11 protein-coding genes and 3 pseudogenes are annotated in these 12504 nt (G+C 73.0%); 5 read left to right on the top strand and 9 right to left on the bottom strand.

Translation table 11 applies throughout. The features are described from left to right. The first annotated feature begins 39 nt into the window (after window positions 1–39). Together epmA and RUMESO_RS04745 are read left to right on the top strand one after the other, a co-directional pair. Window positions 40–1074 carry an EF-P lysine aminoacylase EpmA gene (gene epmA, locus RUMESO_RS04750; RefSeq protein ID WP_037278460.1) on the top strand — a complete coding sequence of 345 codons (1035 nt, stop codon included), beginning with the start codon at window positions 40–42 and terminating at the stop codon, window positions 1072–1074. 647 nt (window positions 1075–1721) lie between these two features. Beyond that, window positions 1722–1988, top strand: a pseudogene (locus tag RUMESO_RS04745) (YciI family protein); the annotation flags it as partial. A 699-nt stretch (window positions 1989–2687) separates the two neighbouring features. Here RUMESO_RS04745 and RUMESO_RS04740 read toward each other — a convergent pair. From RUMESO_RS04740 to RUMESO_RS04700, 9 genes are all read right to left on the bottom strand, one after another. Then, complete coding sequence (locus tag RUMESO_RS04740; RefSeq protein WP_037278458.1) at window positions 2688–3155, bottom strand: PTS sugar transporter subunit IIA; 468 nt, start codon at window positions 3153–3155, stop codon at window positions 2688–2690. 3 nt (window positions 3156–3158) lie between these two features. Next, complete coding sequence (hpf, locus tag RUMESO_RS04735) at window positions 3159–3764, bottom strand: ribosome hibernation-promoting factor, HPF/YfiA family (RefSeq protein ID WP_037278456.1); 606 nt, start codon at window positions 3762–3764, stop codon at window positions 3159–3161. Window positions 3765–3902: 138 nt separating this feature from the next. Beyond that, a complete protein-coding gene (gene lptB / locus RUMESO_RS04730) occupies window positions 3903–4709 on the bottom strand; it encodes an LPS export ABC transporter ATP-binding protein (protein WP_082483360.1) in 807 nt (268 codons plus the stop codon). Further along, complete coding sequence (locus tag RUMESO_RS04725; RefSeq protein WP_037278454.1) at window positions 4706–5188, bottom strand: LptA/OstA family protein; 483 nt, start codon at window positions 5186–5188, stop codon at window positions 4706–4708. The genes lptB and RUMESO_RS04725 overlap by 4 nt, the downstream gene beginning before the upstream one ends. Then, window positions 5185–5835: an LPS export ABC transporter periplasmic protein LptC gene (lptC, locus tag RUMESO_RS04720; RefSeq protein ID WP_051521031.1), complete on the bottom strand. Its 651-nt coding sequence runs from the start codon at window positions 5833–5835 to the stop codon at window positions 5185–5187. Before lptC ends, RUMESO_RS04725 begins: the two co-directional genes overlap by 4 nt. A 2-nt stretch (window positions 5836–5837) precedes the next feature. Beyond that, window positions 5838–6449 carry a ribonuclease D gene (locus RUMESO_RS04715; protein WP_037278451.1) on the bottom strand — a complete coding sequence of 204 codons (612 nt, stop codon included), beginning with the start codon at window positions 6447–6449 and terminating at the stop codon, window positions 5838–5840. Between the two features lie 123 nt (window positions 6450–6572). After that, on the bottom strand, window positions 6573–7472 hold the full coding sequence (locus tag RUMESO_RS04710) for an acyl-homoserine-lactone synthase (protein WP_082483359.1): 900 nt from the start codon (window positions 7470–7472) through the stop codon (window positions 6573–6575). A gap of 138 nt (window positions 7473–7610) precedes the next feature. After that, complete coding sequence (locus RUMESO_RS04705; RefSeq protein WP_037278518.1) at window positions 7611–8315, bottom strand: autoinducer binding domain-containing protein; 705 nt, start codon at window positions 8313–8315, stop codon at window positions 7611–7613. Between the two features lie 43 nt (window positions 8316–8358). Further along, window positions 8359–8778 (bottom strand): helix-turn-helix domain-containing protein, encoded by a 420-nt coding sequence (locus RUMESO_RS04700; protein WP_037278449.1) that lies wholly within the window; start codon window positions 8776–8778, stop codon window positions 8359–8361. A gap of 576 nt (window positions 8779–9354) precedes the next feature. On the opposite strand from RUMESO_RS04700, the gene RUMESO_RS04695 reads away from it, so the two are divergent. The 3 genes and pseudogenes from RUMESO_RS04695 to RUMESO_RS28355 form a co-directional block, all read left to right on the top strand. Next, a complete protein-coding gene (locus RUMESO_RS04695; protein WP_037278447.1) occupies window positions 9355–10011 on the top strand; it encodes a cytochrome c3 family protein in 657 nt (218 codons plus the stop codon). After that, a pseudogene (locus RUMESO_RS28360) lies at window positions 9995–10150 on the top strand (TAT-variant-translocated molybdopterin oxidoreductase); the annotation flags it as partial. The gene RUMESO_RS04695 and the pseudogene RUMESO_RS28360, both read left to right, overlap by 17 nt. A 2045-nt stretch (window positions 10151–12195) precedes the next feature. Further along, a pseudogene (locus RUMESO_RS28355) lies at window positions 12196–12486 on the top strand (4Fe-4S dicluster domain-containing protein); the annotation flags it as partial. Between the last annotated feature and the right edge of the window lie 18 nt (window positions 12487–12504).

The following is a 12504-nucleotide window of genomic DNA, read 5'->3' as shown; positions in this document are numbered from 1 at the left end:
CCCCCGGCGCCGCCCCCTGTCCCCCCGGAGACACCCCGCATGACCGACCCCTGGTGGACCCCCGCGCGCCACGAGACGCGCCGCCCCCTCCTCCTCGCCCGCAACCGGCTCCAGTCCGCCCTCCGCGCCTGGTTCGACGACATGGGCTTCCTCGAGGCCGACCCCTCCGCCCTCCAGACCTCGCCGGGCAACGAGGCGCACCTCCACGCCTTCTCCACGACCGCCATCGGCAACGATGGCGGCACGCGCACCCTCCACCTCCACACGAGCCCCGAGTTCGCCCTGAAGAAGCTCCTCGCCGCCGGCGAGACGCGCCTGTTCAGCTTCTCCCACGTCTGGCGCAACCGCGAGCGCGGCCCCCTGCACCACCCCGAGTTCACCATGCTCGAATGGTATCGTGCCGGGGACCCCTACGACGCCCTCATGCAGGACTGCGCCGCCATCCTCCGCATGGCCGCCGAGGTCGCCGGCACGCCCGTCCTCCGTTGGCGCGACGCCACCTGCGACCCCTTCGCGCCCCCGGAGCGTCTCTCCGTCGCCGAGGCCTTCGACATCCACGCCGACGTGGACCTCCTCTCCACGATCCGTGATGACGGCACCACCGACGCGGACCTCCTGCGCGAGCAGGCCGCCGCCATCGGCCTCCGCCCCTCCGCCGACGACACCTGGTCCGACCTCCTCGCCAAGATCCTCACGGCCCATGTCGAGCCCAACCTCGGCCATGGCCGTCCCACGATCCTCGACCGCTACCCCTCCCCCGAGGCCGCGCTCGCCCGCAAGGCCCCCGACGACCCCCGCGTGGCCGAGCGGTTCGAGCTCTACGCCTGCGGGGTCGAGCTCGCCAACGGCTTCGGCGAGCTCACCGACCCCGAGGAGCAGCGCCGCCGCTTCATCGCCGAGATGGACGAGAAGCAGCGCGTCTACGGCGAGCGCTACCCCCTCGACGAGGACTTCCTGAGCGCCCTCGCCCATATGCCCCCGGCGAGCGGCATCGCCCTGGGCTTCGACCGCCTCGTGGTCCTCGCCACCGGCGCCCCCCGCATCGACGAGGTCCTTTGGGCGCCGGTGCCCTGAGCCACGGGCCTCCGGCGGGCCACCCGCCCGCCGAAGGCCCTCGCCTTACCCTCGCCCGCGCGACATGCTGGGCAGGCGAATGGGCTTTCCCTTGGGACCCTTCGGCCCGTCCGGGACACGCGATGCCGGTCCGCCGGGGTCGAAGCCCGCGCGGTGCGGCAGGACCCAATGGGACGGCTGGGGCGCGCGAACGAACTCGATCCGCCCCGGCTTGGGGTGAAATGTCGGCTTGTCGGTCATGATGTGCCTTCGTCTGACGAGTTGCAGCCAAAGGCGGGCGCGGGACGCAGCCCCGACCGCCCGCAAGCCACCCCTCACGGGCGGCTCAGCGACGGATGTCCATTCTCGGGGCACTCCTCGGGCGGGACGTTGGGACGGACCGCACCCTGTCAGGGCACGGCGGCGGCTGGCCATCAGGCGGTCAGGCGAATGTCCACGACACGATCTCCTCGTCAGAGGCCGGAACACTAGTGCACAGGCCCCCTCCGGTCAACCTTGGCCGCCCCGCGGGGAACCGGCGAGCTGCAGCGGACCTTGTGCCCCCGTCATCGCGGAGGGTTCCCATGCCGAAGTTCGTGACCATCGGCTACGGCGACGAAGCCGGCTACGCCCGCACGCCCTGACCTGTCCGCGATGCCGCCCACGCCCACGACGCGCGGCTCCAGGAGGACGGCGCCGTGATGGGCCGCGCCGGCACCCCCGTCCAGGTCCGCAACCCCGACGCGACCGGAGCCCGGACCACCAAGGGCCCCTTCCTGACCGCCGCACTCCCCCTCGCCGGCTTCGGGATCATCGAGGCCGCGACGCTGGAGGAGGCCATCGAGATCGCCTCGAAAAGCCCCTGCGCCGTCGCCCACGGCGTCATCGAGGTCTGGCCGCTCGACGACGGCTCCCCGGAGTCGCAGCCCACCTAGGGCGAGGGTCCCTGCCCCGGCCCCCCGAATCGCCCCCTGTGTCCCCCGCGCCACGCCCAAGCCCGTCCTCGGGGGGCCACGCAACGCCCGTTGCTGTAACGGATCGTTAACCTCCCTCCGGCATCCTGAGGCGCAACCCGCCCTCTCCCTCTCGCCCCGGATGCCGCCCCCATGCCCGTCACCTACACCGCCGCCGAGCTCGCCCTCATCCACCTGCCCGTGCCCTACCACGTCCCGCGCGGCCAACGCCGCATCGCCGACCCCGAGCTCGAAGCCCTCGCCGCCTCCCGCTGGCACTGGCGCCGGGGCTGGGAATCCGAGGGCTTCGTCTTCCCCGACCATCCCCGCCCGCGCGTGCCGGCCGGCCTGCGCCGCGACTTCCCCGAATGGGCCGCCGAGGACGACGCCCGCGACGCCGAGGCCGCGCGGCAGGCGGCGGAGGCCGCCGAGCCCGAGGCGGTCGGGGATCCTGCCCCCACCGACGACTCCGCCACAGGGGGCGCTCCCGCGCACCGGTCCACGCTGGCCGATCCCGGCACGCCGGACGACACCATCGTAGGGCGGGCTTCAGCCCGCCACGCCCCGACCACCACCGACGCTCCCCTGCCCGACAAGGCATGGCGGGCTGAAGCCCACCCTACGACGACTCGCCCCAACCCCCGCGCCGCCGCCCTCGCCCGGCGCGACGCGCGGCGGGCCTCAGGCCGCGAGGTTCCGGGGCCCGCTCTCGGTCAGGATCGTGTGCAGCGTCGCCGGGTCGCTGTTGGCCCGCAGCTTGGCGCAGAGCGCCGGGTCCCGCAGCGTCCGCGACACCAGCGCCAGCGCCTTGAGATGCTCCACCCCCGCGCTCGCGGGGGCGAGCAGGCAGAACACGAGATCCACCGGCTGCCGGTCCACCGACTCGAAGTCCAGGGGCTTCTCCAGCCGAAGGAACAGCCCTCGCACCCGGTCGAGGCCATGGAGCCGCGCGTGCGGCAGGGCGATGCCCTGGCCCACGCCCGTGGGGCCCAGCCCCTCGCGCTCGAGCAGCGCCTCGTTCACCTTCGCGGGGTCGAGGCCCCAGCAGGCCCCGGCCATCTCGGCCAGGTCCTGGAACAGGCGCCGCTTGCTGGGGGAGGAGGCCAGGACCTTGACGCCGTCCGGCCGGAGAATCTCGGCGAGCTGCATGGATCAGCCTTGCGCTGCGCCACCGGATTCGACCCGGGGGTCGATCCAGCCGATGTTGCCGTCCTCGCGCCGGTAGACGACGTTGATCGCGCCGCCCTTCTCGTTGCGGAACACGAGCACGGGCGCGTGGGCCAGCTCCATCTGCATGACCGCCTCGCCGACCGACAGCGACAGGACGCTGAGCTCGGTCTCGGCGATGATGGTCGGCCCGGGCGCCGTGCCGTTGGCGCCCTCCGCGTGCTCCTCCTCCTCGTCGAAGGGGGCCAGCACGAAGGACCCGGCCGGGACGGTGTCCACGGGGCTCACGCGCTCCTTGTGATGGTCCTTGAGCCGGCGCTTGTGGCGGCGGAGCTGCTTGTCCACCTTCTCGCGGGCGACCTCGAAGCCCGCATAGACGTCGGCCGCGCCGCCCTTGGCCTGCACCACGAGGCCGGTGGAGAGATGCACGAAGATCTCGCAGCAGAAGAGGTGGCCGTCCTTGGAAAAGGTCACGGTGGCGTCGGTCGGACGCCCGGCGTACTTGCCCAGGGTCTCGCCGAGCTCCTGGTTCACATGCGTCTGGAGGGACTCGCCGATGTCGATGTCCTTGCCGCTCACTCGAATGCGCATGTCATCTCCTCGGATCGTGCCGGGGCCCTTGGCGGGCGGCCGGTCGTTGCTCTGCTTGTCCTCGGCCGTCGCCGGCCGATTCTCCCTGCGGCCTCGCGGCCCGTTCGACGCGGCCCTTCGCTTGCCCCGGCCGCCGCGTCAAGGCCATGGGCTCCGCCGACCCCCCACGACGTTGAGGCCGGACAACTTTCCGCCCTCGGGCGGGGGGGCGAAGGTCTGTCCCAGGTAGACGCGCCGCACGTCCTCGTCCCGGACCACCTCGGCCACGGTGCCGGACTTGAGCACCCGCCCGTCGTGCAGGATGTAGGCCCGGTCCACGATGCCGAGGGTCTCGCGAACGTTGTGATCGGTGATGAGCACGCCGATGCCACGCCCCTTCAGCCCCTCCACGAGGGACCGGATCTCGCCCACGGCGATCGGATCCACGCCCGCGAAGGGCTCGTCAAGGAGGACATAGGAGGGCCGGGCGGCGAGGCAACGCGCGATCTCGACCCGCCGCCGCTCCCCCCCGGAGAGCGCCAGGGCCGGCGCGCGCCGCAGATGGGCGATGCCGAACTCCGAGAGCAGCTCCTCGAGCCGCGCCCGCCGCGCCTTGGGCTTCTCGGAGAGCTCCAGGATGGCGAGGATGTTGTCCTCGACGGTCATGCCCCGGAAGATCGACATCTCCTGCGGCAGATAGCCCAGCCCCAGCCGCGCGCGGCGGTACATCGGCAGGCCGGTCACGTCCTGCCCGTCGATCACCACCTGCCCGCCCTCGGGCGTGATGAGCCCGGCGATGGCGTAGAAGCAGGTCGTCTTGCCCGAGCCGTTGGGCCCGAGCAGCGCCACCACCTCGCCCGGCGCGAGCTCCAGGCCCACGTCGCGGATCACCGGCCGGCGGCGGTAGCTCTTGCGGAGCGAGCGGACGACCAGGCCCGTCCTTGGGGGCGCAGCCTCCGCGCTCATGGCTCCGGCCTCTGCAGGATCGTGCGCACGTTGCCCTCCATCCGGGCGGTCCCGGCGTTCAGGTCCACCACCAGACGGTCGCCCGAGATGGCGCTGGGCCCCTGGGTGAGCAGCACCTCGCCGGTCATCGTCAGCGTCCCGGAGCCGAGGTCATAGTCCGCCTCCCGCGCCTCGGCCGCCTCCTGGGGCGTGGCGAGCGTCACGCCCCCGGTGGCGAGGAGCCGCGCGATGCCGCCCGTCGCCTCGTCGTAGCGGACCTCGACCTCGCCGGCCTGCACCCGCAGGTCGCCCTGGCCGATGGTCACGTGGCCGGTGAAGACCGCCGCGCCCGTGGCCTGATCGACGGAGAGGCTGTCCGAGGTCACCTCGACCGGCGCGGACGGGTCGGCCGCGAAGGCGCCCCCGAGCTGCACCCCTTGGGCGGCCACGACCGTGGGAAGGCTCAGGAGCGCAAGGAGGGCGGCGCGCAGGGGGATCATCGCGGGGCCTCGGCGGGCGGTGGGCGTTCCGGCTGATATAACAGTCGCACGCCGCGATTGAAGACCAGCCGCGCGCCGTTCCCCTCTCCCTGCTCCAGGGTGAGCGCGCCGGCCACGATGGAGCCCATGGGCGACTCGGCGGTGACCGCCCCCGCGACCAGCGTCCCGGTGGCGAGGTCGGCCGTGAGCTCGGGCGTCTCGACCACGATGCCGGGCTCGGCCTCGACATGCACGCCGCCCGACAGGCGCAGGCTCCGCGACGGGCCGTCCACCTCGCCGGACCCGGCGGCGAGCCGCGCCTCGCCCCCCTCGGGGCTCCGCGTCTCCAGGCGGGGCGCGGTCAGCGCGAAGGTGTCGGGCCGGTCGGGCAGGGGGGTGATCCGGTTGGCGGTCAGCGCCAGCGTGGTCCCGTCCTCGGTCACGCCGGCCAGGCGCGGCTTGTCCATGCGCGGCTCCTTCGCGATCTCCTCGATGCGGGCGAAGGGGATCTCCACCTCCGAGCCGGGCCCACGCGCCACCAGGAAGACCGTGGAGAGGAGCGCCAGCGCCGCGAGGGGCAGCAGCACCTTGGCCCAGGCCACCACGCGCGAGCGGCGGCGGAACGGGACGCGGGGCGGCGCCTCGGGGGCCGGAGGGCGCCCGTCCATTGCTAGTGCGCGAAGATGTCGATCTCGGGCCAGCCCGCGAGGTCGAGCTGCGCCCGGTACGGCAGGAAGTCGAAGCAGGCCTGCGCAAGCTCCGTCCGCCCCTCGCGCGCCAGCAGCCTGTCGAGAGCGCCCCGGAGCCGGTGGAGATGGAGGACGTCCGAGGCCGCGTAGTCGAGTTGCGCCGGCGTCAGCTCCGCCGCGCCCCAGTCCGACTGCTGCTGCTGCTTGGAGATGTCGACGTTGAGGAGGTCCTGCAGCAGGTACTTGAGCCCGTGCCGGTCGGTGAAGGTCCGCACGAGCTTGGAGGCGATCTTGGTGCAGTAGACCGGCGCCGTCAGCACGCCGAAGGCGTTGTCGAGAGCGGCGATGTCGAAGCGGCCGAAGTGGAATAGCTTGAGCACGTCCGGGTCGGCCAGCATCCGGCAGAGGTTCGGCGCCTGCGCCTGGCCGGGCGCCACCTGCACGAGGTGGCAGTCGCCGTCGCCGGCGGACATCTGGACCAGGCAGAGCCGGTCGCGGCCGGGCACCAGGCCCATGGTCTCGCAGTCGATGGCGACGACGGGCCCGAGATCGAGGCCGTCCGGCAGGTCGCCCTTGTGGAGGTGGTTGGCCATGCTGCCCCCGCTATCCGTGCGGGACGGGGCTTAAGGCCAATGCGCCCCTTGCGCAACCGACGGCGCCGGAGCCGTCGCGGGATGCGCCCGGTCCTGTTCGGGACCGGCGCATCCCGCGCCCGGTCAGTGGGCCTTGGACAGCGTGACCTCGTGGGCCTTCGGTGCCGCGGCCTTCTCGGCGCGGGCGGCCTCGGTCGCCTTGAGCACCTCGCGGACGACGGCCAGGGCGGCCGAGCGCTCCTCCAGGGTCTTGGCGGAGCGGATCTGGTCCACGCAGTAGGCCATGACGTCGTCGAGGCTCACGGTGCTGCGGGGCGGCTCGGCCGAGGTGTCGCGGCGGAGCGGCACCACGTTGGTCGCGGCCGCCTTGGCCTGGCTCCGCTCGACGAGCGCGAGCGCCTCGTCCTCGGTCAGGAACACGTTGCCCTCGATGCCGGCGAAGCGGCGCACCTTCTCGATCCGCTCCTCGGTGCAGTCGAGGAGGGCGGCCATGGCCGGCACCTTGCCCATCTGCTTGGTCGTGCCGACGTAGTCGTAGGGCGCGTTGTCCGACCGCTTCAGCACGCGGTCCATCACCGGGTCGATGACGGTGACGATGTCGCTGATCCCCGACCTCATGCAGAACTCGAGCGAGCCCACCATCAGCTCGCAGGTGGCGTAGCTGACCGAGTTCCGGCCACGGCCGGCGCCCAGGCGCTGGGTGTCCACGCAGAAGCGGGTCGATTCCCAGAGCGTGGCGCTGCGCAGCGGCGGCTCGCCGTCGAGGATGGAGTGGAACACGTCCGCCAGCATGTGCGGGCCCGTCGTCTGCAGCGCCCGGGCGCAGGAGATGACGTGGCCCTCGTCGTCCAGGCCGACCACGTAGGCCGGGTCGAGCGCGTCGAAGCGGTCGATCTCCTTGCCGTCCTTGACTTCCACCTCCCAGCCGAGGCGGTCGCCGAAGACCCGGGCGCGGAGCCGGAACATCTCGTCCAGGATGGCACCGAACTTCTTGCGGTTGATTGCGTCGATAACGATGATCATTGGCCAGTCCCCCTTGGCTCGATTGAGTTTCCCCAAGATCAGAAGACACCAGGAGGGGGCCCCGCGGTATTGTGGGAATCCCGTAAGGCGGTGCTTGCGGGCATGTGGGAATCCCGTAGTCCGCGGGATTCCGCCGGCTCAGAGCGGGTAGATGAGCCCCATGGCGATCGCCCGGCCCACGGCCTGCGGCGTGGTCAGGGCGTAGAGCTTCTCCCGGCCGGAGCGGAGGTGCACCTCGACGGTGCGCTGGGAGATCGACAGGATGTCGGCCACGTCCTGCTGCGACTTGCCCGCGGCGATCCATTGGAGGATCTCCTTCTCGCGGGTGGAGAGCGCCGGGAAGCGCAGCGACCGCATCAGCACGTCCGACCGCATCACCGTGTCGTGGACGTGGACCGCCACCGACTGCAGGTCGCCGATCACGTGATGGACGAGCTTGTCCCACTCGGCCGGGCCGCAGTTGCGGGTGACGCTGAGCATCCCCACGTCGCCGTAGGGGCCGCGCACCGGGATGGTGAGGCCCCGGTCGGTGATGCCGAAGTCGTAGGCGTCGCGGAACACCGCCTTGAAGTTCTCGTCGTGCTCGAGCCGGCGCCAGTCCACCGGCGCGATGCTGCGGGCCGCCATCAGGATCGTCGGGTCCGTCCGGTGGAAGCCCTGCCTGACGTAGTGCTCCTTCCAGGCGTCGGGATAGGTGACGTGACCGTGGACGCCCTGGCCCACGGGGCTCATGCCGGCATAGGCGGCGTGGTCGAACTCGAAGCGCTCGCGGACCTCGTTCAGGAACCCGGTGAGGTCCTTCGCGCCCTCCGGCAGGGCACCCAGGTCGAGAAGGTCCGTCATCGCCATCCGCTTCAGCCCCCCGGACGCCTGTCCCGCCGCGCGCTCAGGGACCGAGCAGGCGGCCGGGCGCGGCCTCCTGCCCTTCGGTCAGGGAGCGCACGAGCGCGAGCACGGCCTCCCTCTGGCGCGCGGTGAGCCTGGGGAAGTCGCGCGCCAGGGTCATGAACTGCTCGTCCACGAGCAGGTCCGCGAGGGGGCCGCCGGTCTGGGCGCCCGTCGCGCCCGGCCCGGCCTGTCCCTCGCCCGAGGCCCCGAGTCCGTCGAAGAAGTGGCTCACCGGCACGCCGAGCGTCTGCGCCAGGGCCAGCAGCCGCGACGCGCTGACCCGGTTCGCCCCGCTCTCGTATTTCTGGATCTGCTGAAACCTCACGCCCACCTTCTGTCCCAGCTCGGCCTGGCTCATCCCCTGCGCGGCGCGAAGCGCACGTATGCGCTGCCCCACGAGGACGTCGATGCGATCCATGAACTCACTTCCCCTCGGGGCCGCGCACGACCAGGGCCCCTGACAGGCATCTAGCCGATAGCAGGCCCTCGATACAACCGCAGAACGAGGAAAGGTCTATGAATCGCGCAGGACCGTGCCCCGAAAGGCATGGCGCCCGGGGCGGGTCGAGGAGGAGCCCGGTCGGGGAAGGTTTCCGGCCTCGCCGGGGCACATAGCGCCGGCCCTCCGACCTGGCAAGTCCTCGGCGTCCCCGGCCCGAGGGGGCCCGGCGCCAGGATGAGCGGGCGGCCGCCGGACGGCGGATCGCAGGTCGGTCGGGGACCTCGCGCCACGGCAGGCCCGGTCTTCGGGGAACCCGGAATCGACCTGCGGTGTTGGCTCGCCGACGTGCCGGATCAGCGCAGGGGGCGCCGGTGGCTCGAACGGGTGGAAACCTCTTGCTGTGCCGTCTTCGGATCCGGGGCAGCCGGTCGGCCGGCGGCCTGTCGCGTGGCGCCCTCCCCCTTGCCGGACCCGCGACGACCGCGGGTTCGTTCCCGACGCGGTTCCCGGCATGAGGGGGAGAGCGGGCCCGCTCGGGGACGGCGCCGTCCCATGACGCAGGTCTTCCGCCCCTCCGCCAACGGCATCGCCCGCCTGGTCCTCTGGTCCTTGGGCGTCGGGCTCCTGGTGCTGGTCGCCGTCTCGGTGATCTACGTCCGCTCGGGCTGGGCCACGGGGGCCGAGAGGGCGCCGGCGCAGCCCGTCCCCTTCAGCCACGCGCACCATGTGGGGGGCCTCGGGCTCGACTGCCGCTACTGCCACACGGGGGTCGAGGTCTCGGCCAGCGCCGGCCTGCCGCCGACCGAGACCTGCATGACCTGCCATTCGCAGCTCTACACCAACGCCGACATGCTGGCCCCCGTGCGCGAGAGCCTCGCCACCGGTCAGCCGATCGCCTGGGTCCGCGTCCACGACCTCGCCGACTTCGTCTACTTCAACCACTCGATCCACGTCGCCAAGGGCGTCGCCTGCGAGACCTGCCACGGCGAGGTGGATGCCATGCCCATACTGCGGCAGGAGGCGCCGCTCACCATGGGCTGGTGCCTGAGCTGCCACCGCGACCCCCAGCCGAACCTCCGGCCGCCGCAGGACGTGTTCCTGATGCACTGGCGCCCGCCGGCCGACCTCGCCAGGCTCCAGTCCTGGCTGATGGAAGCGGGCGGCATCCATCCCGAGGACATGACGGACTGCTATGTCTGCCACCGCTGACCGCCCCGACCTCGCGTCCCTGCGGGACCGCCCCTGGCGGAGCCTCGACGAGGCCGCGGACTCGCCGGAGTTCCGCCGCTGGCTCGACGCCGAGTTCCCCTCCCTTGCCGACCTCGCCTACCGGGGCCCCGACCGCCGGAGCGTCCTCAAGCTCATGGCGGCGGCCTTCGGCCTCTCGGGCCTCGCCGCCTGTAGGCCCGAGGAGAACATCCTTCCCTACGTCGTCCAGCCGGAGCGGACGACCCCTGGCCTTGCCCGCCTCTACGCCACGACGCTGGCCTCCGAGGGCTGGGGCATGGGCGTCGTGGTCACGACGCGCGAGGGGCGGCCCATCAAGATCGAGGGGAACCCCGACCACCCCGCCTCGCGCGGGGCGACCGACGCGGTGATGCAGGCGGCGGTGCTGTCGCTCTACGACCCCGAGCGGCTGCGGAGCCCGCGCTACCTGGGCGAGCCCGCCGCCTGGGGGGAGTGGCGGGGCGCGGTGGCCGGGCTGCGGGACCGGCTGCGGCCCTCGGGCGGGGCGGGGCTCGCGCTGCTCCTGGAGCCCACGACCTCGCCGACGCTCAACCGCCTCGTCGAGGCGCTGCGGGGCGAATACCCGGCGATGCGGGTCTATGAGCACGCCCCCCTCGGCCGCGACCCGCTACCCGAGGCGGCGCGGCGGCTCTGGGGACGGCCGCTCGCGGCGGTCTGGCGGCTTGACCGGGCGCGGCGGGTGCTGACGCTGGACGCCGACGTGCTGGCCGAGGGACCGGGGCGGTTGGCTTACGCCCGCGACTTCATCGACGGGCGGCGGGTGAGGGGGCCGGAGGACGGCATGTCGCGCCTCTGGGCCGTGGAGTCCACGCCCACGATCACCGGCGCCAAGGCGGACGAGCGCCGGGCGGTGCGTCCCTCGGAGGTCCTGCCGATGGCGCGGGCGCTCCTCGCCGCCGTCGAGGGCGGGGCGGTGCCGGACGACGCGCCGCAGGCCGACTGGCTGCGCCGCGCCGCCCGCGACCTCCTCGCGGCGGGGCCCGAGGCGCTGGCGATCCCCGGCGAGCACCAGCCGCCCGAGGGGGCCGAGGCCGCGCTGCGGATCAACGCCCGTCTCGGCAGCCTGAGCCGCGCGGCGCTCCTCATCGAGCCGTCCCTGCCCGAGCCCGCCGAGGGCGACCTGTCCGCGCTCGCCCAAGCCATCGAGGGTGGCAAGGTGCGGCACCTCCTCAGCCTCGCCCCCGACCCGGTCGGCACCGCGCCGGGCGGTCTGGACCTCGCGGCGGCGCTCGGGCGGCTGGAGACGTTCCACCACTGGACGCTTCATCCCGACGCCACCTCGCCCTTCGCCCACTGGCTCCTCCCCGCCGCGCACGACCTCGAAGCCTGGGGCGACCTGCGCGCCTTCGACGGCACGGCCTCGCTCCAGCAACCGATGATCCAGCCGCTCTACGAGGGGCGGACGGCGCTTGAGGTGCTCGCGGCCTGGGGCGGGCGCTACGACCTGTCGGCGCAGGACATCCTGAGGGCGAACTGGCCCGGGCTCGACGACCGCGCCTGGGCCGGGGTGCTGCAGAGGGGCGTCGTGGAGGGCACCGCCGCCGCCCCGGTCGAGGTCCCCGCGCCCGCGCCGCCCGCGCCCGTCGCCGATCCCGAGTCCCCGGCGGGGCTGGAGCTGCGCCTCGTCCCCGACCCCTTCCTCCGCGACGGCCGCCACGCCAACAACGCCTGGCTGCAGGAGCTGCCCCGCCCCCTGACCAAGATCGTCTGGGGCAACGCCGCGCTGCTCTCGTCGCGAACCGCCGGGGACCTCGGCCTCGCCAATGACGACGAGGCGCTCCTGCGGCTGGACGGCCGGGAGTTGCGGACCCGCGTCTGGATCGTCCCCGGCCACCCGGACGGGACCGTGACGCTGAGCCTCGGCTACGGGCAGGGCGAGGGCTCGGTCGCCGGGATGGCCAGGGGCGCCAACGCCTTCGCCCTGCGCCATGCCGGGGAGTGGTTCGCGACCGGGCTGGAGATCGAGCCCGCCGGCCCCGGCGGCGTGCCCGTCCTCACCACCCAGGAGCATGGCTCCATGGAGGGCCGCGACATCGTCCGCCACGCGAGCCTCAAGGAGTTCCAAGAGGACCCCACCTCGGCATCCCGCCCGATCCGACCGAGTCGCTCTATCCCGACTGGGACTATCCCCGCGAAAGCTGGGGGATGTCCGTGGACCTCACCGCCTGCATCGGCTGCATGGCCTGCGTCGCCGCCTGCCAGAGCGAGAACAACATCCCCACCGTCGGCCCCTCCGAAGTGGAGCGCGGGCACGAGATGCACTGGCTCCGCGTGGACCGCTACTACCAGGGCACCCCGGAGGCGCCCGAGACGCTGTTCCAGCCCGTCCCCTGCATGCACTGCGAGAAGGCCCCCTGCGAGGCCGTCTGCCCGGTCAACGCCACGGTGCACACCCATGACGGGCTCAACGCGCAGGTCTACAACCGCTGCGTCGGCACCCGCTACTGCTCGCAG

The organism is Rubellimicrobium mesophilum DSM 19309 (genome assembly GCF_000600335.2).
Taxonomy (GTDB): Bacteria; Pseudomonadota; Alphaproteobacteria; order Rhodobacterales; family Rhodobacteraceae; genus Rubellimicrobium; species Rubellimicrobium mesophilum.
This window is presented reverse-complemented; position numbering and strand designations above follow the sequence as displayed.

Excerpts from the sequence above, each read along its gene's own strand:
- epmA (WP_037278460.1), top strand. The coding sequence starts at position 40 with ATGACCGACCCCTGGTGGACCCCCGCGCGCCACGAGACGCGCCGCCCC.
- RUMESO_RS04740 (WP_037278458.1), bottom strand. The coding sequence starts at position 3,155 with ATGCAGCTCGCCGAGATTCTCCGGCCGGACGGCGTCAAGGTCCTGGCC.
- hpf (WP_037278456.1), bottom strand. The coding sequence starts at position 3,764 with ATGCGCATTCGAGTGAGCGGCAAGGACATCGACATCGGCGAGTCCCTC.
- lptB (WP_082483360.1), bottom strand. The coding sequence starts at position 4,709 with ATGAGCGCGGAGGCTGCGCCCCCAAGGACGGGCCTGGTCGTCCGCTCG.
- RUMESO_RS04725 (WP_037278454.1), bottom strand. The coding sequence starts at position 5,188 with ATGATCCCCCTGCGCGCCGCCCTCCTTGCGCTCCTGAGCCTTCCCACG.
- lptC (WP_051521031.1), bottom strand. The coding sequence starts at position 5,835 with ATGGACGGGCGCCCTCCGGCCCCCGAGGCGCCGCCCCGCGTCCCGTTC.
- RUMESO_RS04715 (WP_037278451.1), bottom strand. The coding sequence starts at position 6,449 with ATGGCCAACCACCTCCACAAGGGCGACCTGCCGGACGGCCTCGATCTC.
- RUMESO_RS04710 (WP_082483359.1), bottom strand. The coding sequence starts at position 7,472 with ATGATCATCGTTATCGACGCAATCAACCGCAAGAAGTTCGGTGCCATC.
- RUMESO_RS04705 (WP_037278518.1), bottom strand. The coding sequence starts at position 8,315 with ATGACGGACCTTCTCGACCTGGGTGCCCTGCCGGAGGGCGCGAAGGAC.
- RUMESO_RS04700 (WP_037278449.1), bottom strand. The coding sequence starts at position 8,778 with ATGGATCGCATCGACGTCCTCGTGGGGCAGCGCATACGTGCGCTTCGC.
- RUMESO_RS04695 (WP_037278447.1), top strand. The coding sequence starts at position 9,355 with ATGACGCAGGTCTTCCGCCCCTCCGCCAACGGCATCGCCCGCCTGGTC.